Genomic DNA, 24239 nt, shown 5'->3' with positions numbered 1-24239 from the left:
ATGGAAATGTTGAAAAGTATAGAAACAAAAAAAGATAATCTTCCAATTACCTTACTTCAACTTCAAATAAAAAAAAATGGCAAGCTACCTAAATCACACCGCTACGACCAATTACCTTTGCTGTGTTCCCACCCTGGAGGGTTCTCAGGAGCTGGTTGTTTAGGACTTGCCGTTGCAAAGGTAGGAATAATTTATAAACTTCAAAATATTATTAAAGAAAATTAGTGAAAAAAATGCCGTGATAGCGCTAAACAGCTGGAATTAAGGGCGATAATTTTTCAACTTTTTTTAAAAAATCTAACATGACGAAAAGTCCATCAACATTAGGAATTATACTTTTTATCGCTACAATGATCATCTTTTTTGTAGCTTATTTCTTTTTCTCAGGAATCAATTATTTTGAAACCTCGCTGAAAATCAATGCGTTCGTACTGCCGATCATTTATGCGGGAGCCGCGTTCTGGTCCGTAAAATCGTTCTGGAACAAAAATAGAGTGGTCAGTTTTAAAGATGCGTTTTCAAGAGCGTTTGTTCCGATGTTCATCGGAGGAATTCTTTCCATCTTCAGTATCTATGCATTCCTGAACTTCGTGGATAAGGATGCGAAAAAGCTTCTTAACTACCAGTATGTGCAGAGACAGAAAAACGAATTGGATACTGAGTATCAGTCTGCAAGGAAAATTATGAAGCATCAGAAAGACATTGATGAATTAGACAAAAAGTACAAAGAAAGGCTTCCAAGCTTCTCTCCCGAGGCCGTTAAAGGAAAAGATATGCTTACGGCAAGTCATTTTTCAGGATATTTTGCGGCAATTCTTATATTTTACGTAGTTTTGTCAGTGTTTTTTGGAGCGTTTTTCAGAACGAGATCCGTTTACCAGGAAACAGAAAATCAAGAATAATTTTTATTAGAATTAAATGAATTTATCTATAGTTATTCCGTTATTAAACGAAGAAGACTCTCTGGAAGAGCTTTTTTCAAGGATTGATAATGTATGTTATACCAACAGCTTATCGTATGAAATCTGGTTTGTAGATGACGGAAGTACAGATCTATCGTGGAGTATCATCGAAAATATGAAGGTTCAGTACCCTCAGATCCACGCTATCAAATTTTCCAGAAATTATGGTAAATCACAAGCCCTTCATGCTGCTTTTGAAAGAGCAAACGGAGATGTGGTGATCACCATGGATGCTGATTTACAGGATTTTCCTGAAGAAATTCCGGAACTTTACAAAATGGTTATTGAAGACAATTACGACATCGTTTCGGGTTGGAAAAAGAAACGTTTTGACAATGTAATGACGAAAAATGTTCCGTCAAAACTGTTCAATGCGGCGGCCAGAAAAGTTTCAGGCGTTTATCTTCACGACTTCAACTGCGGTTTGAAAGCATACAAAAAACAGGTGGTGAAATCAATTGATGTATACGGAGACATGCACCGTTATATTCCGGTACTAGCTGCTAATGCCGGTTTCAGAAGAATCACGGAAAAAGAAGTACAACACCAGGCAAGACCTTACGGAACTTCAAAATTCGGAACCGAAAGATTTATCAGAGGGTTTCTGGATCTTGTAACACTCTGGTTTGTAAGTCGTTTCGGAGGAAGGCCAATGCATTTCTTTGGTGCGGTGGGAACTGTCATGTTCATCGTAGGTTTTCTTTCTGCACTTTGGCTGGGCGTTTCAAAACTGATTGATGTAGCAAGAGGAATTTACGGTCACCTGATTACCAATAACCCTTGGTTTTTTATCGCTCTGACGATGATGCTTATGGGAACATTGCTTTTTATAGCCGGATTCTTAGGTGAAATGATCATCAGAACGAACAGGGAACATAAGAATTATAATATTGATGAAGTGATCTAATACGTTAAATACATCATCAATAACCCATAAAATCCCCAGGAAGGTTTAAGCTTTTTGGGGATTTTTATGCAATTTTTTTTGGTAATCGCTAAGGCGCAAAGGTTTTAGAATAATGCTGTTTTAAGACACAAGAAAATCAATGATTTTCAGCAAGGTTTACTGAATTAATATTTTTACAGGAATAGAATGTAAAAACTCTGTCATAACCTATAAGGTTTTATTAACGGTTGAGAAAATTAAGATTTCAGCAAGGTTTACAGTATAAAAATTTGAGCAGTAATCAATTTTATCGCAGATAAAATCCTCGCGCCTTAACAATGTAAAGTAGATAATAATCTTCGCGCCTTTGCGAAAAACCAAAATCATCCAACAAATCAAAAAATACAGAATATTAGCAGAAAACGCAATTACAGAACCATTTCCGAAGCCTTTTTTCTTTATATTTGTGTGTAATTTATAAAATTGATAATAGAACAAAACAAGCTGGCAAAATTTATTTTAGTCTTTTTTTCCTTTCTTTTTCTATCTTCCTGCACATCATCCAGACTTCTGGGATCCTGGGAATTCATAGATTTATATGATGGAGTAGTGACTGAGATTGACACCTTGAAGTCCAAAGAAAATAATTCCAAATATGGAACAGGAACTTTGACTTTCAATATAGACAATTCCTTTATTTCAATGGAAGAATCTGGAAATTATCGAAGAAAAAATAAAATACTGAAGATGAAATATCCTGCTGTGGATACTGTTGTGATGAATATTTCCCATATAAGCAAAGATTATTTATTACTGTCAGCAGGAAAAGATCCGAAAACCTGGTTTTACAGAAAAAAATAAAATGTACAGATTTTTACAATGAACCCAAAAAGCTGTTTGAACTGCGGTCATAAGATCTCCGGTGAGTTTTGTTCTCACTGCGGACAGAAAGCAGATACAGCAAGAATAACCCCGCATTCATTGATTAAAAGTGATATATTAGGATCAATCTGGCATATAGAAGAACGGTTTTTCAGAACATTGAAACACGTTTTATTCGGTCCCGGAAGAATGGCGATGGATTATATTTCCGGGAAAAGAATTAAATATTACAATCTGTTTTCATTGTTGCTTATTCTGTTCGGATTCAATGTGTTAACAATGCATTTTTATTTAGATCTGAACCCAGCGGAAATTCCGAAAGACAGTGCTAAAATCATGCAGTTTTTTTCTAAATATTCCAAAACCATCCTTTTTGTAATCATCCCGCTGCTTGGGGTGAATGCTTTTTTCATTTTCAAAAGGATAAAATTGAATATTGCCGAGCATTTTATCATCGGAACAGTAAGCCTGTTAGGAATTTTAATCCTATTTTTGTTTAATGATATGGTAAGTCTTATCGGTCTGTGGCAACCTGCAGCGAAGATTTTTGCTATTCTGGATAAGGCTTCAGTTGTACTTCTCGTTCTCTTTCCGGCAGTTACGTATTGGAATGCATTTAAAAACTCATACTCAAAACCGGGCCTGCTTTGGAGAGTATCGGTACTGTATGTCCTGATGGGAATAGAAAGTCTTACCATAATTACGATTTTATATAGAATATTTTAAATTGAATATGAAAAAAATACTATACACATCCCTGCTTGTAGCGGCGGTTTCCTGCGGAAAAGTCTCTCCAAAAGGAACGATTGAAAGGAAAGACGTGGATGTTTCAGAATTTGTGAATCTGGATATGGAAGGTAAGTTCCGTGTATTTTATGCCAGAGGGGATAAGAATTTTGTAGAAATTGAAACCTATCCCAATGTAGCCAACAATCTGGATGTAGAGGTAAAAGAAAAGACCCTTTTTATCAAAGAAAAAAGGGGTACTAAAGGTGTAGATTTCTATAATGTGACGATTTATTCAAAATATAATCTTGAAAAAGTAGCCGTTGCAGACTCTGTGGAAATGAACATTTCGAGCGAAATTAAGACCGACAATTTTAGGCTTAATTTAAAAAATAATGCTACATTTATGGGTTCAGTGAACACGAGAAGAGCAGAAGTAGACATGCAGAATAAAAGCCGGGCCAACTTTTTGGGACTGACGAAAAATGCAGTGATAAAGATCTCAGACACAGCAAGTCTTATTGCTCCTTACTGGAAAATAGAAAACCTTAATATTGACTCAAAAAACGGAAATTACGCAGAAGTGAACGTAAAAGATTCTCTAAAAGGAAATATTCAGAACACTGCAAAATTCATCTATTATAACAACCCGATCCGTGCCTTTAAAATTGATAAGCAGGCTCGTGTGGAGAATAAGAAATTGGATTAATTAAAATAGAACGGAAGATGGAAGCTGGAGGAGGGAAGTTATTATAGGTAAAAAAGAAATGAATGAGTTTCAAATTTGAGAAATTGATTATTTGGCAAAAAGCTATGGATTTCGGGGAGATTATTTTTAAATTGTCTCAGAGTTTTCCAAAAGATGAAGCTTTTAATCTTACTTCTCAGATAAGACGGGCATCAGATTCAATAGGACTTAATATTTCAGAAGGAAGTATTTTACAGTCGAAACCGGAATTTAAGAAATTTCTTGGATATGCAACCCGTTCTTTAGCTGAAACCGTGACTTGTCTCTATAAGGCAAAAAATAGAAATTATATTTCAGAGGAAGAATTCAGAAACTTGTATAATGAGAGTTATAATCTAATGAATCAGATTATAGCTTTTAGAAATCAGTTAAAAGATTAAGGACTAGAAGTCAGATAAATAAAAGTAAATAAGAAGTGGAAAGATTGAAGTTGAGACAAAAACATCTCCTATCTTCGAGCTTTCATCTTCCGAACAAAAATAAACAGAATAGTAAAACAAAAGCAGGATAGATGAATTTGGATATAGAATTCCTTCCATCTTCAAGCTTCCCGCTTCCAAACTTAGATACACATATGACAACATTAGAAAAAGCGCAACTTTGGTTAAGTGATACATTCGATAAAGAAACAAGAGATGCTGTACAGACTTTGATCGACAGCAATTCCCCGGATCTGGAAGATTCTTTCTACAGAGAACTTGAATTCGGAACAGGAGGAATGAGAGGTATCATGGGAGTAGGAACCAACCGCTTGAATAAATATACATTGGGACAGGCTACACAGGGACTGGCCAATTATATGCTTCAGCAGTTTAAAGGAGAGGAAATTAAAGTAGCGATTGCTTATGACGTTCGCCATAATTCAAAAGAATTCGGGAAACTTGTGGCTGATGTTTTAACGGCCAACGGAATTAAAGTGCTTCTTTTCAAGGATCACAGACCGACTCCTGAATTATCATTTACCGTAAGAGACAAAAAATGTAACGGAGGAATTGTATTGACCGCATCTCACAATCCACCTGAATACAACGGGTATAAAGTGTACTGGAATGACGGTGCACAGATTGTTCCGCCCCATGATGAAGCCATTATCAATGAAGTGTATTCTGTGAAATTTGACGAAATTAAATTTGATGGAAATGATGATCTGATCGAATGGATCGGGGAAGAGCAGGACGACGTTTACATCGATGCCTGTCTTGAAAATTCTACGTACCAGAATGTAGGGAAAGAGAATTTAAATATTGTTTTCACGTCTATTCACGGAACAACATACACAACGATTCCGAAAGCTTTGGAAAAAGCAGGATTCAAAAAAGTGGATCTGGTAAAAGAACAGATGATCCCAAGCGGGAATTTTACTACGGTAGAATCTCCGAATCCTGAAGAACCTGCCGCACTGGAAATGGCTATGGATCTGGCAAGAATTACCAATGCTGACATTGTAATAGGAACTGATCCGGATGGTGACAGATTAGGAATTGCCGTAAGAAACCTGGATGGAGACATGCAGCTTCTGAATGGGAACCAGACGAATACGATCCTTACGTACTATATTTTAAATGAGTGGAGAAAACAGGGAAGAATCACCGGAAAAGAGTTCATCGGGTCTACGATTGTAACCTCTGATATTTTCTTTGATATTGCTCAAAAATTCGGTGTTGAATGTAAGTCCGGATTGACAGGATTCAAATGGATTGGGAAAATGATCCGTGAGGCGGAAGGAACGCAAAAATTTGTTTGTGGTGGAGAAGAAAGTTTCGGTTTTATGACTGGAGATTTTGTCCGTGATAAAGATTCATGCGGAAGTATTCTTGTTGCCTGTGAGATCGCTGCATGGTGTAAAGCCAACGGAAGAACAATGTATCAGTACATGATTGAGATCTATGAAGATCTGGGAATGTATTACGAAGGACTGGTGAACATCGTAAGAAAAGGAAAAGAAGGTGCTGAAGAAATTCAGAATATGATGAAAAACTTCCGTGAGAATCCACCGAAAGAACTGGCCGGATCACTGGTAGAAGAAGTGAAGGATTTTAAAGAACAGACTAATTTCACGGTTTCAAAAAATGAAACAAAAGTAATGAACGACATTCCAAAATCGAATGTACTGATTTATTATACCCAGGACGGAACCAAAGTTTGTGTACGACCTTCAGGAACTGAACCGAAAATTAAATTTTATATCTCTGTAAAAGATACGATTACGTCTGAAGCAGATTTTAAAGATAAACTGAAATCATTAGAAGCTAAAATCGAGGACGTAAGAAAAGATTTGAAATTAGATTAATTCAAGATCTTCAGAAGATGATAAAAAAGATTGTAGCAGTCTGTATGCTCTCTGTACTTGTTTTTTCCTGTAAAAAAGAAGTACAGAAAGTAGCGGAAACCAAAACAGTGAATGATTCAATCACTCAAACAGAAATAAAAGAAGATCTGTTTAAGCCTATTGATACAGCCTGTTCAACAGCTAACAAAACGGAGGATTATATTGCCGCTCTTCAATGGTATAAGGCTAAAACTGATAAAGAAATTGCAGTTAACAGCCCGGAACAAAATGATAGGCTGTACGAAGATTATGTCAAAATAAGAACAAAGTATACAGACTGTCTGAATGGTTTACATCAGGATATATTAGATCAATATACCGATTACCATACCAATGAACCGGATACTTATCGTTTGCCGGACAACGTAAAAAAAATTGCCGCTGAACTGAATAAGGCAGGTCTTGAATTTCGTGTTATGGGAGAGGGACTGACAGAAATTCACTCAGTGTACGGATATGATTATGCTGTATTTAAGAATAAAGTGACTCCTGATTATGAGAGCTATATTCTGCAGTTGGCGAATGACAGTAAAGAGAATTATGCTATAAACGGAGGTCTGATGATTACCTGGGAAGAATTAGGGGACAGACTGATCGCTTGGGAGAATTTTATGAATAAATTTCCTAAAAGCCCGTTGATAAAGAAAGCGAAAAGAGAATATGATGACTATTTATTAGATTATATTCTTGGAATGGACAGTTCCCCGACTTATGACAGAACAGAAGGAAGATTGATGGATGACACTAAAGAAGAGTACAGCCGGATCATAAAAAAATATCCGAATTCAAGGACTGCAAAAAAAGCAAAAGAACTGATAGCAGCTTTTGACGCGCATACACCTGTGGATCAGATAGAAGGCAGGATTAATTTGAGAAGATAATATTAGTAAATTTAAATAAAAATAAAGTGAAAGTTTCAAAATTAGCGGCGAACCTGATTGGTTCCGAAATCGTAAAAATTGGTAATGAAGTAAATGATTTAAAAGCAAAAGGAGCGGAGATAGCCAATCTTACTATTGGTGACCTGAATTCTAATCTATATCCTATTCCGGCATTGCTGAAGGAAGAGATTCAGAAGGCATATCAGAATAATCTGACGAATTATCCGCCAGCCAACGGACTTTTATCTTTAAGAAAAGAAGTTTCCAAAGACCTGAAAAACAGATGGAATCTGGAGTATTCACCCAACGATATTTTAATTACTGCCGGATCAAGACCTTTGATCTATGCGGTGTATAAAACCATTGTAGATGAAGGTGATAAAGTAGTATATCCTACACCGTCATGGAACAACAACCATTACGCTTACCTTACTTCCGCAGAAGCTGTAGAAGTGAAGACCACGCCTGAAAATAATTTCCTTCCGACAGCAGACGATCTGAGACCTCATTTAGGAGGAGCAGTTCTGTTAGCGCTTTGTTCGCCATTGAACCCAACAGGAACTATGTTTACAAGAGAGCAGCTTTCAGATATCTGCGAACTGGTTCTTGAAGAAAACAAAAAAAGAGGCGCAGACGAAAAACCATTGTACCTGATGTATGACCAGATCTATTCTAACCTTACTTTCGGGGCAGAACACGTAGATCCGGTTTCTCTTTTCCCTGAACTGAAAGAATATACCATTTATATCGACGGAATCTCTAAATGCCTTGCTGCAACAGGTGTACGTGTAGGATGGGGATTTGGTCCTGCTCACATTCTGGATAAAATGAAAGCTCTTCTGACACACGTTGGAGCATGGGCGCCAAAACCTGAACAGGAAGCTACCGCTAAATTCTATGAAAACCCAGAAAATGTAAATGTTTTCGTGGAAGATTTCAAAGGAAAATTAGAGGAAAGCTTAAAAGTTCTTCATGGTGGAATCCAGGATCTGAAAGGAAAAGGATTATCTGTGGAAAGTATCGAACCAATGGGAGCTTTGTACCTTACCATCAGACTTGATTATATCGGAAAAACAAAACCGGACGGATCTGTGATTGAAAATTCTTCTGACCTGGTTTTCTATCTGATTAATGATGCTGGTGTTGCTCTTGTACCGTTCTCAGCTTTCGGAGAAGCAAAATCTGAACCTTGGTTCCGTGCTTCTGTAGGAGGTTTAGCTGTGGATGAGATCAAAGTAATGCTTCCGAAGCTTGAAAATGCTCTGAATAATCTTAAATAGTTTTTAATATAACAGTATAGCAATGTATCAATATAACAATTCCAGTACTTACAATATTGGTAAACTGTTAGATTGATACATTGTTACATTAAAAATAAATAGATGCTTCGACTTCGCTCAGCATGACACCGTTATAGTCAATTGTTAGCATTAGCAGTGTCACGCTGAGCGCAGTCGAAGCGTTTTTGAAAACCAAACAGTAACTTATCGTCATAATATTAATTTATAATCAATGAAAATCATAGCTGTCATTCCTGCGCGTTACGAAGCAAGCCGTTTTCCGGCAAAGCTGATGCAGATGTTGGGAGATAAAACCGTTATTACAACAACATATAAAAATGTTGTGGAGACGGAACTGTTCGATGAAGTATTTGTAGCTACGGATTCAGAAATTATTTTTGAAGAAATCGTGAAAAACGGAGGAAAAGCCGTGATGACCGGACAGCATGAAACGGGAAGTGACCGTATTGCAGAGGCCGTACAGAACATCGATTGTGATATTGTGATCAATGTTCAGGGCGATGAACCTTTCCTTAAATTAGAGCCTCTGAGACAGCTTATCGACGTATTCAGAGATGATGACAACCAGGAAATTTCTCTGGCTTCCTTAAAAATCAAACTGACGGAAAAAGAAGAAATCGAAAACCCGAATAATGTCAAAGTCATTACGGATAACAATGGGTTTGCACTGTATTTCAGCCGCTCCGCGATTCCTTTCCACAGGGAAGTTTCTTACAATGTGAGTTATTTTAAGCATATCGGAGTTTACGCTTTCAGAAAACATGCACTGCTTCAGTTCTCGAAACTGGAAATGAAACCGCTGGAAATATCAGAAAAGATAGAATGCATCCGTTATCTTGAATATGGAATGAAAATCAAACTGATAGAAACCAATTTCATCGGAGTAGGAATCGATACACCCGAAGATCTGGAAAAAGCACGGAAATTAATTTAAAAATAGATTGGGAAAAGATTAACATTACCTGCACTCAGCGCTTTTGTTTTTTTGCCCAATTCCTCTTATATTTGAATGAATATACAGGCTATACATGAGGATTTTATTTTTAATAGTATTGTTTTGCTGTTCAAATCTGAAATGCCAGAACTTGAATAATAAAAAATTCTATGCCCAAATGAATCATAGATGTCAGGCAACAACAAATGGAGCGATCGATATCTACACATTTCTTGTGCTGGAATTTAAAAATAACAAAATCTATCCTTCGTATTTAACGATACCGTCTCAACAGCAAAGTATAAAAGATCCTATTAATTATAAATTTGAAAATAAAATAGTATATCTTGCAAAACCATTAGATTTTAAAGAAGATCTGGGGACTGTTTTCACTAAAGTAAATGGAAATCTGGTGCCCAAAAAGAAACAGAATGAATCGAAATTTATTTTCAGACCTTCTTTAGACCATTATTTTAAAAGAAATAAATGAAAAAAATAATATACTTAGTCCTTTTAACGCTTACCACTTCACTGTATTCTCAGACGGCAAAAGAAATTATAGACAGGAATATAGAACTGTCCGGAGGACTGACGAATTGGAAACTATTGAATTCAGTACTGTTACAGGGAAAAGTGATTTTAGGAATCAAAGATGAATATCCTATTAAAATTTACCAGCAGCGTCCCAATCTGACCAAAACGGTGATCAGCATCAGCGGAAAAGAAACGGCGATTGAAGGCTTTGACGGAACGAAGGGATATGCCATGAATTATGCGACCAACAAGCTTCAGGAATACCCTGAATATGTTTCAGAAAGTTTTGATAATGATTTCATCGACTGGGAAAGCAAAGGATTTGATGCCAAATATCTTGGAAAAGAAAAAGTAGGAGAGATCTACTGTCATAAGGTAGAACTGACGAAAAATGTCAATAAGAACATCTATTATTTTGACGTTAAAACGTTTATGCTTTTAAAAGAAGTTAAAAAAGATGATACGCTGATCTACTCGGATTATAAAAAAGTAGGAAACCTGGTCATGGCTTTCAGAATAGAATCTTCAAGCACCAAAAAAGACGGTGATTATATGATGATCCTGAATAGAATTGACGTCAATAAAGTATTTCCGACCAATATTTTTAAGTTTTAATTAAATATATTTACTTAGTGAAACGGTTGCTGTTTCATTAAGGTTAAATAACTCCGGCAAAACTGCCAACTAAATTGTAAAGAAATGAAAAATATTTTCTTATGGCTGCTTTCCACTGTGGCATTTTTACAGAGCTGTATCAATCAGAAAAGCGAAGTTTCTCAAGCTAAAACCAATGAACTTATGGGAAAAACAATATATGACTTCAAAGTTGAAAGCCTTGACGGCAGCGAAATCAACTTTGCCGATTTTAAAGGAAAAAAAATCCTTATTGTAAATACAGCATCAGAATGTGGATTTACGCCACAGTATGCAGATCTGGAGAAAGTGTATGAAGAATATAAAGACAAATTGGTCATTGTAGGATTTCCAGCCAATAATTTTGGAGGACAGGAGCCTGGAACCAATACCGAAATCGGAGCATTCTGCCAGAAAAATTATGGCGTTACATTTCCATTGGCTGCAAAAGTTTCTGTAAAAGGAGATGATACCGCCCCAATTTTCAAGTACCTAACGGAGAAAGAATTAAACGGAGTGAAAAATACCACGATCCTATGGAACTTTACGAAGTTTCTGATCGATGAAAACGGAAAACTGGTTGATACCTTCATCAGCACAACAAAACCTACTGACGACGCGGTTACAAAGTATCTGAAGTAAGATAAAAGCTATACAATAACGCTTCGACTCCGCTCAGCATGACAAAATCTAATACCGTATGTATTTTTTACTGTCACGCTGAGCGGAGTCGAAGCGTTTATTTGTTATGAAACGGTTATTTCAGCTGATCTTCTTTTTTGATCTTCTCATCCTGTTGTAAGATAAGGCTGTGCTCATTCTCCAATTTTTTATGTTCAGCGAATATCACCTGATCTTCTTTAGTCATCTTATCATGATCGATCATTAATTGGTCTAAAGCCAGTTTCCCTTCTTTATGTTTCTTTTCAAGTGCATCATGTTGCGCTATAATTTTTGAATGACTGGCTATGAGTGCCGCATGATTTTTCAAAATAGTCTGGTGAGCAGCTTCTGTTTTGTTGTGCTCACTTGTTTCAGGTTCTTTTAATGCGCTATGAATCTTATTAAATTCCTCATGCTGTTTTTCCATCTTCGAATGGGAATCTTCAAGTACTTTGTGCTCAGCTTCCAGCTTAATGTGTGCTTCAGATAATTCTTTTTCTATTGCTGCGGAATTATCATTTTTACAGGACCACAGACTTAGTGCCACAACTGCAGCAGTTGCTAAAAATAAATTTCTCATCATTTTGTTTTTAAATTCGAACAAATATACATTATAATAATGAGGTATATTTATTTCGTAATAAAATGATGTATTTAGTGATATATTGTCTTTATTTTAAATCTAAAATGAAATATTTATGAAAAAATACTGCAATTTAATAAGTATAAATCATTTTTATTAACCCGCAATCCTAATTTTCAACCTTCTTATCCGCAAAACAAAATATATTTCCCAGTTTAATACTGGAATAGCCATTACTTTTTATTTTAGAAGAATTGATCATGGCTTTGGCCAAAATATCTGTAGGCAAAGGTTTTTGACTTTCCAACAGACCAAGTTTATTTGCGAATTTTATAATTCTGCTGCCCAGGACTTCTCCTGTTCTTCCTGAATCTCTTCTTTCCAGCATTCCGGGTTTAAAAATAGTAATCTTCGTAAAATGCAGTTGTTTGACAGCTTCTTCAAGTTCCCCTTTCATCTTGGAATAGAATATCTTAGAGGTAGGATTGGCTCCGTAGGCTGATACGAGGACATAATCTTCCACATCATTTTCTTTGGCCGCCTTGGCAAATTCATACTGATAACCGAAATCTACTTTCCTTTGCGCTTCCTTGCTGCCGGCATCTTTAAGCGTAGTACCCAGACATGAAAACACAACATCGCCTTTCACTTTGTCTTTCCATTCTTCAGGATGTTCAAAGTTGACTACATGCACTTTAAGCTTGTCATTTTGAACATCTACAGGTTTTCTGACAAAAATATCGACTTCTTCAAACTCCTTGTCATTAAGCAGTTGTTTCACCAGATCTTTTCCTGTAGCGCCCGTAGCACCAATAACTAAAGCTTTCATAATAGTTGTGATTTGTATGGATAGTATTTTCTTTCTTAAATTTACTAAATTTGAAATTAATATCAACGATCATTACTCACTTATCATATATATAAAACAAAAGACGCTCAGCATAGCAATTGCTCATTACCTATTACTCATTACTTATAAAAACCATGGATGCCAACGAAATTCTAGACTATTGTCTTGCCAAAAAAGGAGTTACAGAAACTTTTCCTTTTGATAATGAAACCCTTGTCATGAAAGTAGGGACGAAAATGTTTTTACTGATGGGACTGGAGAGACAGCCATTAGGAATTAATGTAAAAACCGATCCTGAATGGAGCGCAGAACTCCGCGAGCAGCATCCACAGATCACCGGTGCCTTTCACATGAATAAAACCCACTGGAATTCAGTGTTGTTAGACGGTTTGAAAAGAGATTTGATCTTTAAAATGATTGATCAGTCTTATGATCTGGTATTTAAATCTCTGACTAAGAAGGTTCAGGAATCGATCAATAATTCATAAGGTAAGGAAGAGAGAAATTAAATTTTTTTTTTCTCATAGGGGTGAGGTATGAAGTTTGTTATTAATATTTTTAATCAAAATTAGGATTAACCAAAAATCAAAATATTATGAGAAACTATTTTTCATTGCTTGCTATAGCAGGTACATTGACGTTATTAAGCTGTAATACAGTAGATAAAAAAAATAACACAGCCAGTGCAGATTCCAATACTGTAAAAATAGAATTCTCAGGAACAGAGAATTTTACGATTAAAAATCCAAAATTGAAAGTAAGTTTATACGGAGCCGATCCCAATCTAGCTGATGCTCCTGCCACATTAATCACGGAAAAAGAATTTGAACAAAAATCAATTCCTTTCACGATTGATTTACCTGTACCAAAGGACGCAGAAAGCCGTATTAGTCCAAAACCTACTGGGGCTGTTAAATATTACATAAGCCTTGACTGGGATTCTGATGGAAATGGAAAGTCGAATGAAAAAGGAGATATATTTATAGATCACGATAAACAGTTCCCTACGGTGACATTAAATAACGAAACGCAGAAGGTTTACTTAAAAATATTAAAATAAACCTGATAAAAAGCCGGCTTATATGATAAGCCGGCTTTTTTTATATTTTTTAGAAATTAAACTCTTCAGTTAATCTTTTATCTTCATCCAGTCTCTCGATCAGTTTTTCAAGACCTTCAAATTTGATTTCATCATGGAGAAAATCTCTGAATCTTACCGTGATTCTTTCATCATAAATATCTCCGTCAAAATCAAGGATATAAACTTCAACGGTTAGCTTTTCACCATTCACCGTAGGATTGGTGCCAATGCTCAGCATTCCTTTATATTGTTGGCCTTTTACTTTTGTTTCTACAATGTAAGCGCCTTTTTTAGGAAGAAGTTTAATGGATTCTGTATCAATATTAGCCGTAGGATAGCCGATGGTTCTTCCGAGCTTTTTTCCGTGAACTACAGTTCCGGAGACAGAGTAGGAGTAACCCAGCATTTCATTGGCTGCTTTAATATTACCGGTCAGAAGGGCATTACGTACTTTGGTTGAACTGATATTGTTTTCGTGGATATTGATGGCTTCCATCTGTTCCACATCGAAGTCCAGTTCTTTGGACAGTTTTTGAAGAAGTTCGAAATTCCCGCTTTTATTTTTTCCGAACGAATGGTCATATCCTATAATAAGGTATTTCACATTCAGTTTGTCTATCAGGATCTGACGTACAAACTCTTCTCCGGTAAGGTTTCTGAATTCATCATCAAATTCTTTCAGGAATAAATGATCGATGTTGTATTTTTCGATCAGTTCTTTCTTTTCATCTACCGTATTGAGAAGCTTCAGATCTTCATTTGGGTTAAAAACAAATCGCGGATGCGGCCAAAAAGTAAGGATAGCTGTCTCCAGATTATTCTCTGAACCTACTTTTATCAGTTCGTCGATGATACTTTTATGCCCGAGATGTACTCCGTCAAACATTCCTAAAGACAGTGCTAAAGGCTTTTGAGAGGAATAATCTTTAAAATTCTTGAAAACTTTCAAAACGGAAAAATTTGACTGCAAATATAAAACCTTTATTTTGAATAGGACGAGTTTTGAGGTGCCGATTCGGTGATGTGTTGATTTGTTAATTCGATAATTGAATGATTAGACCATCAGAAATTGCAGGATCAGATAAGAAAATCTGGAATTTTGCAGATAATTTGTTATTTTTTATCATTCCAGACCCTGAAACTCGAACCCCGAAAACCCCGAATCTTGCATTTCGCACCGAAATCTCTCAAAAAGTATGATAAAAATCTTTTTTTTACCAATTGTGGGTTTATCAAGAATCATTATATTTGCACCAAGAAAAAATTTAGCAATGGCAAACCAAATTAAAGGTAAAATTTCTCAAATTATTGGTCCGGTAATCGACGTAGTATTTACAGACGTGGAAGTAATTCCAAGTATTTATGATGCGTTGGAAATTACGAAAGGGAACGGTGAAAAAGTAGTCTTAGAAGTAGAGCAGCATATTGGTGAAGATACAGTAAGATGTATCGCAATGGATGCTACAGATGGTCTTCAAAGAGGGCAGGAAGTAATTGGATACGGAAATCCTATTACAATGCCAATCGGTGATGCTGTAAACGGAAGACTATTCAACGTTGTTGGGGATGCTATCGACGGACTTCAAAATATATCTAAAGAAGGTGGTCTGCCTATTCACAGACCAGCTCCAAAATTTGATCAACTTTCAACTTCTGCAGAAGTTTTATTCACAGGTATTAAAGTAATCGACTTAGTTGAGCCTTACGCAAAAGGGGGTAAAATTGGTTTGTTCGGTGGTGCCGGTGTAGGTAAAACAGTATTGATCCAGGAGTTGATTAACAATATTGCAAAAGGACACGGAGGTCTTTCTGTTTTCGCCGGAGTAGGTGAAAGAACGAGAGAAGGAAATGACCTTTTGAGAGAGATGCTAGAATCAGGTATTATTAAATACGGTGATGATTTCATGCACTCTATGGAAAACGGAGGTTGGGATCTTTCAAAAGTAGACATGGAAGCTATGAAAGAATCTAAAGCTGCATTCGTTTTCGGACAGATGAACGAGCCACCAGGAGCAAGAGCTAGAGTAGCACTTTCTGGTCTTACATTAGCTGAGTACTACAGAGACGGTGGTGAAAGCGGACAAGGTAGAGACGTACTTTTCTTCGTAGACAACATCTTCCGTTTTACACAGGCTGGTTCTGAGGTATCTGCACTTCTTGGTCGTATGCCATCTGCGGTAGGTTACCAACCAACGCTTGCTTCTGAGATGGGAGCGATGCAGGAAAGAATTACTTCAACTAAAAACGGTTCAATTACTTCAGTACAGGCGGTTTACGTACCTGCGGATGACTTAACTGACCCGGCTCCTGCAACAACGTTTGCTCACTTGGATGCAACTACAGTACTAGACAGAAAAATTGCTTCATTAGGTATTTATCCAGCTGTGGATCCATTGGCTTCTACGTCAAGAATCCTTGCTCCGGAAATTATCGGGGCAGAGCATTATGACTGTGCTCAGAGAGTAAAAGAAATTCTTCAGAGATATAAAGCCCTTCAGGATATCATCGCGATTCTTGGTATGGAAGAACTTTCAGAAGAAGATAAATCTGTAGTGTACCGTGCTAGAAAAGTTCAGAGATTCTTATCTCAGCCTTTCCACGTAGCTGAACAGTTTACAGGTATTCCGGGATCATTGGTAGATATCAAAGATACGATCAAAGGTTTCAACATGATTATGGATGGTGAATTAGACCACTTACCGGAAGCTGCTTTCAACTTGAAAGGAACGATCGAAGAAGCTATCGAAGCGGGACAAAAAATGTTAGCTGAAAACGCGTAACTAGATAAATAGAATAAAGAAAAAAGAGTAAAGACACTGTCTAATTCTTTTTTCTTTTCTCTTTTCTCTTTAATCTAAGAAATATGAATATAAAAATTTTAACACCAGAGTACGTAGTTTTTGAAGGAGAAGTAGAATCAGTATTATTGCCTGGAAAGAATGGTGAATTTCACATCATGAAAAACCACGCAGGAATTGTTTCTTCTTTAATCGGGGGAAAGGTGAAGCTTTTTACCAATTCTGTTGGAGAAGCTTACGCTAAAAACCTGACTAAGGAAAATGATAAAGAGTCAGTTTTCTCTTATCCTATCAAAAGCGGTGTTGTAGAATTTAATCATAATAAAGGAATCATCCTTTGTGAATAATTAAATGAAAAGCTAAATATATTTTCAAGAAAGTGTAACTTTGGTTACACTTTTTTTTATGTGTAAAAGTCTGATTTTATGAAGAAAAGTACAATCATATTCTTTACCGTTCTGGGGATATTATCTAACGCCCAGAATTTCAAAACCAAAAGAGGAATTGTAAGCCTGGACGGAATTCATGTCGCTAAGATCGTCAATAAGTCCAATACCTATACTTTCCTGGATCTCAATGAAACCCCGATGTATACCATTGAGTTTGTTGATAAAAGTATAGTGGATTCTGTAAGAGACAGTTATATTAAACTGAATCGGGTGTATAACAGGGATAAAATCATAGAAATGGATTATATTTCTCCGTCTGCATTTTCGGGAGAAGAAAAATCAGCGGTTTATACTTCGATCAAAGGCTTGAAAATCATCGATAATAAAGGGATCAACATTAAAAATTTAGATGAAATCTTTAAGAATGTTCCCAAGAGAAAGCTGGATTCCAAGACAAAAGATGCTTACACCACCAGAAGCAAAATCGATAAAATGAATATCGAGGTCAATAAAGTGGGAGAGATCCTGTCCAATGGCGTTCCGGTAGGATATTTTACGAATCTTCCCGTAAGTTTCGGCTCGGAAGACACCATTTCTGATAAGACATTTGTAGATATTGAGATTTATGATGCTAAAAGCAAATTAATCGGAAGATATGTCACCACTACCAAACAGCTGAAAACAGCAGGAGGAAAGAGTTTTACGCTTTACAGGGAAATGTCCGGAAGAGCATCCATTTTAAAATATCCGACGTATAAGGCTATTGCCGAACGGATGGCGATTATGGATCCGACTTTTATTAAGGTTCAGGAAAAAGTGACGGTAGGTCCTGTTCAGAAAGAAAGTGCCGAAAAGTAAAAATAGACTAGATTTTAGTCAAAAACCATAAAAATCCCGGAAAATCAATTTTCCGGGCTTTATTTTGTTCAAAAATTAAAGACTCAAAATGACACCATTTTCCTTAAGTTGTTGCATCGGTTTTGAAAACCAAAACAGTTCAAAATCTTCGAAATTTTCTTCAAACTGATTCTTAAGTTGCTGAGCTGTAACTTTTTTCGGATTTTCTATAGAATTTTCTTCCAGAACTTTCATCAGCCATTCCGCCTTATCCTGCTCCAGATCTATCTTTACAATATTCGTTTTTAAGTGGAATGTAAGAAGCGTATATGGCCCGGAGTACTTCTTTTTATTTTTTATGCGATTCTCAGCGATTACGTTTTTGGTTAAAAACACCACTTTTGAGTTGCCTTTAAAACCAAATTGGTTTTCATCCAAAAGACAGTCGTGAATATGATCAGGATGAACCTGCGTTCTTGGAATTTTAAAATCAAACCAATCCTGAAGCGGAAATTCAAAATTGATTCCGTGCATATAATTGAAAAGAGACTTTTTCAGTCCGAAGCTGAATTTGCTGTGATCAATTCCGGTTTTGTCTTTGAAATCAATATCGTTGTTGGCAAACAGAATTTCTTCTTTCACGGGAGTCACTCCAAATTCTTCAGGATTAATTCCGACAGGTGAGTGGGCGGTCATGGCAAACTGATGCCAGAATCCACTTTGCAAAATTCCCATTTCGAACATCTGTCTTACCATTTCCAAAGAATCCACCGTTTCCTGAATGGTCTGGGTTGGGTAGCCATACATCAGATAAGCATGAACCATGATCCCGGCTTCCGTGAAATTTCTTGTCACTCTGGCAACCTGTTCTACCGAAACTCCTTTATCGATTAATTGTAACAATCTATCACTGGCTACTTCAAGTCCACCCGAAACCGCAACGCATCCTGAAATTTTTAACAGGTAACATAAATCGCGGGTAAAGCTTTTTTCAAAACGGATATTCGTCCACCAGGTAACGACCAGATTTCTTCTTAGAATTTCCAAAGCAACTTCACGCATCAATGCCGGTGGTGCGGCTTCATCTACAAAATGGAATCCGGTTTCACCTGTTGTTTTGATGAGCTCTTCCATTCTGTCAACTAAAATTTTAGCTGATATAGGTTCGTAGATTTTAATGTAATCTAAAGAAATATCACAGAATGTACATTTTCCCCAGTAGCAGCCATGGGCCATTGTCAGCTTGTTCCATCGTCCGTCGCTCCATAAGCTGTGCATTGGATTGGCAATTTCTATCACCGAAACATATTGATCCAACTTTAAATCAGTGTAATCCGGAGTTCCGATATCTGCCTGTTTGTAATCGTGTCTTTTGGAATTATTTTTATAAGTAACCTTTTCGTTTTCAATTAAAAATGTTCTTTTGTACTCAGCTTCTTCTGAAGGATTTAATACATTACTGCACAGAAGTTCTAGAGGAAGTTCACCGTCATCAAGGGTAATAAAATCAAAAAATTCGAAAACCCTCTGATCTTTTACTTCCCTCAATTCGGTATTGGGGAAACCTCCGCCCATCGCAGTTTTGATGTGAGGATAATGTTTTTTAATGAACTGTGCACACCTGAAACCTGCATATAAATTACCCGGAAAAGGAATTGAGAAACACACCAGTTTAGGCTGAACCCATTCTAATTTTTCCTGAAGAATCTTTAAGGTAAAATGATCAATAAAAGTCTGATCTCCTGATAGTTTTGAATATAATTCATCAAACGAATTCGCACTTTTTCCAAGACGTTCCGCATACCTGCTGAATCCGAAATCCGCATCAACATTTTCAATAATATAATCCGAAATATCCTCAAGATATAGAGTAGCAAGGTGCTTGGCTTTATCCTGAAGTCCCATATTTCCAAATGCAAAATCCATGTCGTCCAACTGATTGAAACGGGAAGCTTCTGGAAGGAAATTCATGCTGCAGATCTGTCTGGCCAGCGTAGGATTTTTGCCCTGCAGAAAATGAATAACCTGATCTATTGTTTTCAGATATTCTTCGCGAAGTGCATAAATTCTCTGTGAATTTTCCGAGATCTCCTGAAGATTAACCTCTGTGTTGAAAATTTTCTCAATTCCGTTTCTTGAAAATAATTCCAAAATAACATCCAGTCCCAGATCGGTCTGATAGCTGGAAATATCTTTGGTATTCAGAAAGCCTTTTATATAAGCTGTTGCAGGATAAGGTGTATTGAGCTGGGTAAAAGGCGGAGTGATGAGAAGCAGATCTTTCAACAGGAAATTTTTCAAATTTATTTACATTCAATCGGAGTTTAAATAATTGTATAACAGTATTTTAATGATATTGTTACAGTCCATATCTTCTCTCAGATTGCGAATGCAAAGATAGGCAATTTGTAAGGTATACTGCAAGTGACATTATTGAATAATATACCTATTGATAGGTTGTGAAATTTAAGCTGTATTTATAGAAATAGAGACTTAGGTTCTTTGATTTCAATATACTTCAGGAAAGATTCTTCATCAAAAAATCCGTTTTCATCAAGGATTTCAGGAATCAGTACAGATGCTTCATTTCCACGTTCAAGGGCTTTATTTTCTATTAATCTTCCTGATCTTCCTTCTATTGTATTGTGAGTGCTGAGTAAATATTCGGAATATATTTTACTCTCAGAAACAGTATATTGCCCATATTCTGCAATAAGCGAAGTGTTTATATTTCCTTCGATATACGTCTGATGATCATTAGCGGAGGCCCCAAACAACACATTGCAGGAGAGGCTTCCCGAGGAAAATAAAGAACCGTTAACTATAATATTTTTAGCTTTTATATCACCCATCACGATAAGCGTAACGTATTCTTCAACGAAAAGATTTCCGGTTAAATGAATATCGCTTTCAATAAGAATAATGATAAAGCCGTCACCCGGTTCAGTAACTAAATCCAGAGCAGTTGTGCTTTCATTTTTCATAAGAAAAATTTCCGGGTCGTCATTCTCAGTGTCCAGCTGTAGCGCTGTTTCTCTCATTTTTTCCACTGTTTCTGCATCCATTATTTCAAGAAACTCTGAGAAACTGTCTTCATCCCAATCGTCTCCGCTGGTGAACATCAATTCTAATGATTCATCAATGGCAGCATATAATCTTTCTGAAGTTTTTTTCACCTTCTGATTTAATTGTTCTCTTGTTAGTTTTTCTGTTCTTGTCATTGGTGTTCGGGATAAAATAAGGAAAATATATCTGTATAGATTAGAGTACAAAAATAGGTTAAAAAACTATTGAGGAATTAAAAGTAAGTTTAAAATTAAGTTAAGAACAGTCTCCCCAATTTCTAATTCAGTTTTTTTTGATATATTGTCATAGAGATTGATTTTATTAATCAAACACACCTATTCACAATGTCGAAAGAAACCGCTCCGCTTATCAGTTATTTTAAAACTTATATTCCTCTGTCAAAGGAAGAAATTGACGTATTGGAAGAAAGGATAACCGAGAGGAGAATAAAAAGAAAACAGTTTATTTTGCAGGAAAATGAGGTGTGCCAGTATTATACCTTTGTGGTTTCCGGATGTTTTAAAATGTTCAGTATTGATAAAAACGGGGTAGAGCATAACCTGCAGTTTGCTTCTGAAAATGACTGGATCGTAGACATTGACAGTTTCCACAACAAAAAGCCCAGCAAATTACACATCGTAGCCCTTGAAAATTCTGTTGTGCTGCAGATTGAAAAACACGATCTGTGGTTTTTATATACTTATTATCCAAAGTTTGACCGGAACTTCAGAGTGATCATTGAACACAAATTTATCGAACTTCAGAACCGTATGCTGCAAAATATCAGTGCGACAGGAGATGAAAAGTATGAATTCTTCCTTAAACAGTACCCGCAGCTGGCCAACCGTCTTTCCAATACACAAATCGCTTCATACCTGGGAATTACGCCTCAATTTCTCAGTAAAATCCGTGCGAAAAGGATAAAAGATTAATCCGTTTTATGAAACTATGTTAAGATTTCGCCTTACCAATTGTTAAGATGTTTTCTTAAACTTGTTTGCCGGTTTTTCACCGTTATCTGTGCTAATTTTGACCCATACAAAAACATTAAAATTTACAAAAAATGGAAACACAGAAAAAAGTAGCAGTGATCGGATTGGGAAATATCGGTAAAGCAGTAGCGAACAATTTAGTAAACAATAAGCATAACGTTATCGTAGCCACAAGAAATGCAGACGAAGCAAATGATTTTGCTGCGCAGTCAGGTGGATTTGCAAAAAGCACAACAATTGAAGAGGCGATCAATACAGCGGATATTATTATTCCTGCGATATGGTTTGGTGCTTTTAAGGATTTCTTTAATGACAACGGAAACAGTTTACAGGGTAAAATCATTGTTGATGTTTCCAATCCAATTGCTCCGGACGGAAATGGAGGTTTTAAAAAAATTATCGGAGAAATGGAGTCAGCAGGAGAGCTGAACAAAGCCATTCTTCCTAAAGGGGCTAAACTGGTTAAAGCCTTCGGAACACTGGGTGCAGGAACACTGGCATCATCTTCCAATCATGAACCTGAAAAAGACGTATTATTTTATGCTTCTGATGATATGGAAATCAATAATGATATTGAAGAAGTGATCAGAGAAACAGGTTTTGAGCCTTTGAGAGTAGGAGGTATTGATCAGTCTATCCGTATTGAGGTTTTCGGAGATCTTCATGAATTCGGGAAACTGGGGAAAGCCGTGAACATTGAGGAAGCTAAGTCAAAACTGTAATGATGAAAAAAATATTCATCGCCGCTCAGGTTATATTCCTATTATCAGCCTGTACCGAAAAAAAAGAAAATAGCAATCCTGCAATTAGCCCATCAACAGAAAAAAATACAACAATGGAAAATGATATCAAAAAGAATATAGAAGAAACTCTTCACGCCTACGAAAATGCCCTTAATGCTTCATCTACTGAACAGGTATTGCCCTTGTACACCAAAAACGGCATATTCATGCCTCAGGGAGCACCAAGTGCTGAAGGTCAGGAACAATTAAAAGGAGGTTACGATTTTGTTTTCAAAATGTTAGAGCTTAATGTAAAGTTTAGAATTGATGAAATTACCGTCATCAATGAAAACTATGCGGTTGCCCGTACCATGTCTAAAGGAACACAGCTGATCCGCGCGGAAAATAAAACAACGCCGGAAGAAAACCGTGAACTGTTTGTCCTGGAAAAGGAAGACGGGAAATGGAAGATCGCCCGATATATGTTTAACAAAGCGAAATAAAAAAATGCATGACGTTAGTCAGGCATTTTTTAAGGTCTTATGTGAATTGCGTTTTGACTTTCTGTTGTCTGAGATTACGTTGAGCGTAACACCTAAAAGAATCAGTGTGATGCCAATGAGTAAATTGGTAGTGAACCGTTCATGAAACATAAGAACACTTACCAATACAGCAACTACAGGTTCAAGCGCTCCCAGAATAGCAGTGGGCGTAGATCCGATATATTTGATCGCGTATACCAAACACAGGCTGGAAATAACCGTGGTCAGGAAGGCAAAAACAATGAAATTTAAAAAGACAGAGACTGAAGGAATCGCAAAAGATTCACCTTCGGCTGATGCCTTTATCATAAAAAATGCTGAAGTGAAAAGCATGGAGTAGAAGGAAAGTTTAAAACCTGAAACCTTCAGATCGGATTTATTCACGATCACCATATAGAGCGCATAAAACAGTGAACTCAGCATGACAATCCCTAGGCCTGCAAAATTGATCTCGAGACCTTTTCCTTTTAAACATAAAACGATGACTCCCGCAAATGCAAAAAAGAGAGATAGTACAGATAGTTTGGTCAGTTTTTCCTTATAAAAAAAGAACATGATCAAAGCAACGATGACCGGATAAATGAACAAGACCGTAGAAGCGATTCCCGGCGTCAGAAAATCATAGCCGATGAACAGAAATTCTGAGGACAGGGCATAGCAGACTCCCAACACAGACAGAATCAGCGCTTCTTTTTTATTGATCTTCAGACTTTCTTTGGAATACAGCAGATATCCTCCGACCATCAAAGCCGAAAATAAAAACCGGTAGAACAAAGTAATGTCCATTGAAAAATGCGCCTTCTTCAGCGGCAGGATAAAGATCGGGATCAGTCCAAATGAAACCGACGACAAAACTCCCAACAGGTAACCCTTAAATTTCATTTGCTATTTATTTTATAA

Annotated in this window: 27 protein-coding genes and 1 other RNA gene; 21 read left to right on the top strand and 7 right to left on the bottom strand. The window is 36.6% G+C overall.

Features of this window, described 5'->3' with window-relative positions:
- Positions 1–74: 74 nt before the first annotated feature.
- Positions 75–172: signal recognition particle sRNA small type (ffs, locus tag BUA72_RS16125), an RNA gene on the bottom strand.
- A 130-nt stretch (positions 173–302) separates the two neighbouring features.
- Here ffs and BUA72_RS16120 point away from each other — a divergent pair.
- The 13 genes from BUA72_RS16120 (at position 303) to BUA72_RS16060 (ending at position 11458) form a co-directional block, all read left to right on the top strand.
- Complete coding sequence (locus BUA72_RS16120) at positions 303–902, top strand: DUF4199 domain-containing protein (protein WP_072923900.1); 600 nt, start codon at positions 303–305, stop codon at positions 900–902.
- A 16-nt stretch (positions 903–918) separates the two neighbouring features.
- On the top strand, positions 919–1869 hold the full coding sequence (locus BUA72_RS16115; protein WP_034725454.1) for a glycosyltransferase family 2 protein: 951 nt from the start codon (positions 919–921) through the stop codon (positions 1867–1869).
- Between the two features lie 462 nt (positions 1870–2331).
- Entirely contained in the window at positions 2332–2709 is a 378-nt protein-coding gene (locus tag BUA72_RS16110; protein ID WP_072923898.1) for a hypothetical protein, read from the top strand.
- 18 nt (positions 2710–2727) lie between these two features.
- Positions 2728–3456, top strand: a complete 729-nt coding sequence (locus BUA72_RS16105; protein ID WP_072923897.1) for a DUF3667 domain-containing protein — start codon at positions 2728–2730, stop codon at positions 3454–3456.
- Between the two features lie 7 nt (positions 3457–3463).
- Complete coding sequence (locus BUA72_RS16100) at positions 3464–4165, top strand: GIN domain-containing protein (RefSeq protein WP_072923895.1); 702 nt, start codon at positions 3464–3466, stop codon at positions 4163–4165.
- Positions 4166–4227: 62 nt separating this feature from the next.
- Positions 4228–4584: a four helix bundle protein gene (locus BUA72_RS16095; RefSeq protein WP_072923894.1), complete on the top strand. Its 357-nt coding sequence runs from the start codon at positions 4228–4230 to the stop codon at positions 4582–4584.
- Positions 4585–4778: 194 nt separating this feature from the next.
- A complete protein-coding gene (locus BUA72_RS16090) occupies positions 4779–6494 on the top strand; it encodes a phospho-sugar mutase (RefSeq protein ID WP_034725672.1) in 1716 nt (571 codons plus the stop codon).
- A gap of 17 nt (positions 6495–6511) precedes the next feature.
- The gene (locus BUA72_RS16085; RefSeq protein ID WP_072923892.1) at positions 6512–7414 is read left to right on the top strand and encodes a hypothetical protein; all 903 of its coding nucleotides are present in this window, start codon (positions 6512–6514) and stop codon (positions 7412–7414) included.
- A 26-nt stretch (positions 7415–7440) separates the two neighbouring features.
- Entirely contained in the window at positions 7441–8694 is a 1254-nt protein-coding gene (locus BUA72_RS16080; protein WP_072923890.1) for a pyridoxal phosphate-dependent aminotransferase, read from the top strand.
- A gap of 232 nt (positions 8695–8926) precedes the next feature.
- The gene (gene kdsB / locus BUA72_RS16075; RefSeq protein WP_072923889.1) at positions 8927–9649 is read left to right on the top strand and encodes a 3-deoxy-manno-octulosonate cytidylyltransferase; all 723 of its coding nucleotides are present in this window, start codon (positions 8927–8929) and stop codon (positions 9647–9649) included.
- Between the two features lie 178 nt (positions 9650–9827).
- A complete protein-coding gene (locus tag BUA72_RS16070) occupies positions 9828–10139 on the top strand; it encodes a hypothetical protein (RefSeq protein WP_139259630.1) in 312 nt (103 codons plus the stop codon).
- Positions 10136–10798, top strand: a complete 663-nt coding sequence (locus tag BUA72_RS16065) for a histidine kinase (RefSeq protein ID WP_072923885.1) — start codon at positions 10136–10138, stop codon at positions 10796–10798. Before BUA72_RS16070 ends, BUA72_RS16065 begins: the two co-directional genes overlap by 4 nt.
- A gap of 84 nt (positions 10799–10882) precedes the next feature.
- Positions 10883–11458: a glutathione peroxidase gene (locus BUA72_RS16060; RefSeq protein ID WP_047455378.1), complete on the top strand. Its 576-nt coding sequence runs from the start codon at positions 10883–10885 to the stop codon at positions 11456–11458.
- A 115-nt stretch (positions 11459–11573) separates the two neighbouring features.
- Here the strand turns inward: BUA72_RS16060 and BUA72_RS16055 are convergent, their stop codons facing one another.
- Positions 11574–12059, bottom strand: coding sequence for a hypothetical protein (locus BUA72_RS16055; RefSeq protein WP_139259629.1), 486 nt, complete (start codon positions 12057–12059; stop codon positions 11574–11576).
- A 172-nt stretch (positions 12060–12231) separates the two neighbouring features.
- Positions 12232–12891, bottom strand: a complete 660-nt coding sequence (locus tag BUA72_RS16050) for an NAD(P)H-binding protein (protein ID WP_072923883.1) — start codon at positions 12889–12891, stop codon at positions 12232–12234.
- 155 nt (positions 12892–13046) lie between these two features.
- On the opposite strand from BUA72_RS16050, the gene BUA72_RS16045 reads away from it, so the two are divergent.
- Together BUA72_RS16045 and BUA72_RS16040 are read left to right on the top strand one after the other, a co-directional pair.
- On the top strand, positions 13047–13400 hold the full coding sequence (locus tag BUA72_RS16045; RefSeq protein WP_034725474.1) for an MmcQ/YjbR family DNA-binding protein: 354 nt from the start codon (positions 13047–13049) through the stop codon (positions 13398–13400).
- Positions 13401–13507: 107 nt separating this feature from the next.
- Complete coding sequence (locus tag BUA72_RS16040) at positions 13508–13972, top strand: hypothetical protein (RefSeq protein WP_072923881.1); 465 nt, start codon at positions 13508–13510, stop codon at positions 13970–13972.
- A 49-nt stretch (positions 13973–14021) separates the two neighbouring features.
- On the opposite strand, the gene BUA72_RS16035 is transcribed toward BUA72_RS16040, so the two are convergent.
- Positions 14022–14942: a bifunctional riboflavin kinase/FAD synthetase gene (locus tag BUA72_RS16035; RefSeq protein ID WP_072923880.1), complete on the bottom strand. Its 921-nt coding sequence runs from the start codon at positions 14940–14942 to the stop codon at positions 14022–14024.
- A gap of 322 nt (positions 14943–15264) precedes the next feature.
- On the opposite strand from BUA72_RS16035, the gene atpD reads away from it, so the two are divergent.
- The 3 genes from atpD (at position 15265) to BUA72_RS16020 (ending at position 18038) form a co-directional block, all read left to right on the top strand.
- Positions 15265–16773 (top strand): F0F1 ATP synthase subunit beta, encoded by a 1509-nt coding sequence (gene atpD, locus BUA72_RS16030; RefSeq protein ID WP_047455518.1) that lies wholly within the window; start codon positions 15265–15267, stop codon positions 16771–16773.
- Positions 16774–16856: 83 nt separating this feature from the next.
- Complete coding sequence (locus BUA72_RS16025) at positions 16857–17138, top strand: FoF1 ATP synthase subunit delta/epsilon (protein WP_034725479.1); 282 nt, start codon at positions 16857–16859, stop codon at positions 17136–17138.
- A gap of 78 nt (positions 17139–17216) precedes the next feature.
- On the top strand, positions 17217–18038 hold the full coding sequence (locus tag BUA72_RS16020) for a hypothetical protein (protein ID WP_072923878.1): 822 nt from the start codon (positions 17217–17219) through the stop codon (positions 18036–18038).
- Positions 18039–18113: 75 nt separating this feature from the next.
- Here BUA72_RS16020 and BUA72_RS16015 read toward each other — a convergent pair whose 3' ends face one another.
- Both BUA72_RS16015 and BUA72_RS16010 read right to left on the bottom strand, forming a co-directional pair.
- The gene (locus BUA72_RS16015) at positions 18114–20303 is read right to left on the bottom strand and encodes a B12-binding domain-containing radical SAM protein (protein WP_072924182.1); all 2190 of its coding nucleotides are present in this window, start codon (positions 20301–20303) and stop codon (positions 18114–18116) included.
- Between the two features lie 191 nt (positions 20304–20494).
- A complete protein-coding gene (locus BUA72_RS16010) occupies positions 20495–21238 on the bottom strand; it encodes a hypothetical protein (protein ID WP_072923877.1) in 744 nt (247 codons plus the stop codon).
- 189 nt (positions 21239–21427) lie between these two features.
- On the opposite strand from BUA72_RS16010, the gene BUA72_RS16005 reads away from it, so the two are divergent.
- The 3 genes from BUA72_RS16005 (at position 21428) to BUA72_RS15995 (ending at position 23300) form a co-directional block, all read left to right on the top strand.
- Positions 21428–22015: a Crp/Fnr family transcriptional regulator gene (locus BUA72_RS16005; RefSeq protein ID WP_072923875.1), complete on the top strand. Its 588-nt coding sequence runs from the start codon at positions 21428–21430 to the stop codon at positions 22013–22015.
- Positions 22016–22146: 131 nt separating this feature from the next.
- Positions 22147–22797, top strand: a complete 651-nt coding sequence (locus BUA72_RS16000) for an NADPH-dependent F420 reductase (RefSeq protein ID WP_034725484.1) — start codon at positions 22147–22149, stop codon at positions 22795–22797.
- A gap of 2 nt (positions 22798–22799) precedes the next feature.
- Entirely contained in the window at positions 22800–23300 is a 501-nt protein-coding gene (locus tag BUA72_RS15995) for a YybH family protein (protein WP_175548908.1), read from the top strand.
- Positions 23301–23318: 18 nt separating this feature from the next.
- On the opposite strand, the gene BUA72_RS15990 is transcribed toward BUA72_RS15995, so the two are convergent.
- The gene (locus tag BUA72_RS15990; protein WP_047455359.1) at positions 23319–24221 is read right to left on the bottom strand and encodes a DMT family transporter; all 903 of its coding nucleotides are present in this window, start codon (positions 24219–24221) and stop codon (positions 23319–23321) included.
- Positions 24222–24239: the final 18 nt, after the last annotated feature.

The sequence above is a fragment of the Chryseobacterium sp. OV279 genome, assembly GCF_900128945.1.
Taxonomy (GTDB): domain Bacteria; phylum Bacteroidota; class Bacteroidia; order Flavobacteriales; family Weeksellaceae; genus Chryseobacterium.
This window is presented reverse-complemented; position numbering and strand designations above follow the sequence as displayed.

Excerpts from the sequence above, each read along its gene's own strand:
- BUA72_RS16120 (WP_072923900.1), top strand. The coding sequence starts at position 303 with ATGACGAAAAGTCCATCAACATTAGGAATTATACTTTTTATCGCTACA.
- BUA72_RS16115 (WP_034725454.1), top strand. The coding sequence starts at position 919 with ATGAATTTATCTATAGTTATTCCGTTATTAAACGAAGAAGACTCTCTG.
- BUA72_RS16105 (WP_072923897.1), top strand. The coding sequence starts at position 2,728 with ATGAACCCAAAAAGCTGTTTGAACTGCGGTCATAAGATCTCCGGTGAG.
- BUA72_RS16100 (WP_072923895.1), top strand. The coding sequence starts at position 3,464 with ATGAAAAAAATACTATACACATCCCTGCTTGTAGCGGCGGTTTCCTGC.
- BUA72_RS16095 (WP_072923894.1), top strand. The coding sequence starts at position 4,228 with ATGAGTTTCAAATTTGAGAAATTGATTATTTGGCAAAAAGCTATGGAT.
- BUA72_RS16090 (WP_034725672.1), top strand. The coding sequence starts at position 4,779 with ATGACAACATTAGAAAAAGCGCAACTTTGGTTAAGTGATACATTCGAT.
- BUA72_RS16085 (WP_072923892.1), top strand. The coding sequence starts at position 6,512 with ATGATAAAAAAGATTGTAGCAGTCTGTATGCTCTCTGTACTTGTTTTT.
- kdsB (WP_072923889.1), top strand. The coding sequence starts at position 8,927 with ATGAAAATCATAGCTGTCATTCCTGCGCGTTACGAAGCAAGCCGTTTT.
- BUA72_RS16070 (WP_139259630.1), top strand. The coding sequence starts at position 9,828 with ATGAATCATAGATGTCAGGCAACAACAAATGGAGCGATCGATATCTAC.
- BUA72_RS16065 (WP_072923885.1), top strand. The coding sequence starts at position 10,136 with ATGAAAAAAATAATATACTTAGTCCTTTTAACGCTTACCACTTCACTG.
- BUA72_RS16060 (WP_047455378.1), top strand. The coding sequence starts at position 10,883 with ATGAAAAATATTTTCTTATGGCTGCTTTCCACTGTGGCATTTTTACAG.
- BUA72_RS16055 (WP_139259629.1), bottom strand. The coding sequence starts at position 12,059 with ATGAGAAATTTATTTTTAGCAACTGCTGCAGTTGTGGCACTAAGTCTG.
- BUA72_RS16050 (WP_072923883.1), bottom strand. The coding sequence starts at position 12,891 with ATGAAAGCTTTAGTTATTGGTGCTACGGGCGCTACAGGAAAAGATCTG.
- BUA72_RS16045 (WP_034725474.1), top strand. The coding sequence starts at position 13,047 with ATGGATGCCAACGAAATTCTAGACTATTGTCTTGCCAAAAAAGGAGTT.
- BUA72_RS16040 (WP_072923881.1), top strand. The coding sequence starts at position 13,508 with ATGAGAAACTATTTTTCATTGCTTGCTATAGCAGGTACATTGACGTTA.
- atpD (WP_047455518.1), top strand. The coding sequence starts at position 15,265 with ATGGCAAACCAAATTAAAGGTAAAATTTCTCAAATTATTGGTCCGGTA.
- BUA72_RS16025 (WP_034725479.1), top strand. The coding sequence starts at position 16,857 with ATGAATATAAAAATTTTAACACCAGAGTACGTAGTTTTTGAAGGAGAA.
- BUA72_RS16020 (WP_072923878.1), top strand. The coding sequence starts at position 17,217 with ATGAAGAAAAGTACAATCATATTCTTTACCGTTCTGGGGATATTATCT.
- BUA72_RS16010 (WP_072923877.1), bottom strand. The coding sequence starts at position 21,238 with ATGACAAGAACAGAAAAACTAACAAGAGAACAATTAAATCAGAAGGTG.
- BUA72_RS16005 (WP_072923875.1), top strand. The coding sequence starts at position 21,428 with ATGTCGAAAGAAACCGCTCCGCTTATCAGTTATTTTAAAACTTATATT.
- BUA72_RS16000 (WP_034725484.1), top strand. The coding sequence starts at position 22,147 with ATGGAAACACAGAAAAAAGTAGCAGTGATCGGATTGGGAAATATCGGT.
- BUA72_RS15995 (WP_175548908.1), top strand. The coding sequence starts at position 22,800 with ATGAAAAAAATATTCATCGCCGCTCAGGTTATATTCCTATTATCAGCC.
- BUA72_RS15990 (WP_047455359.1), bottom strand. The coding sequence starts at position 24,221 with ATGAAATTTAAGGGTTACCTGTTGGGAGTTTTGTCGTCGGTTTCATTT.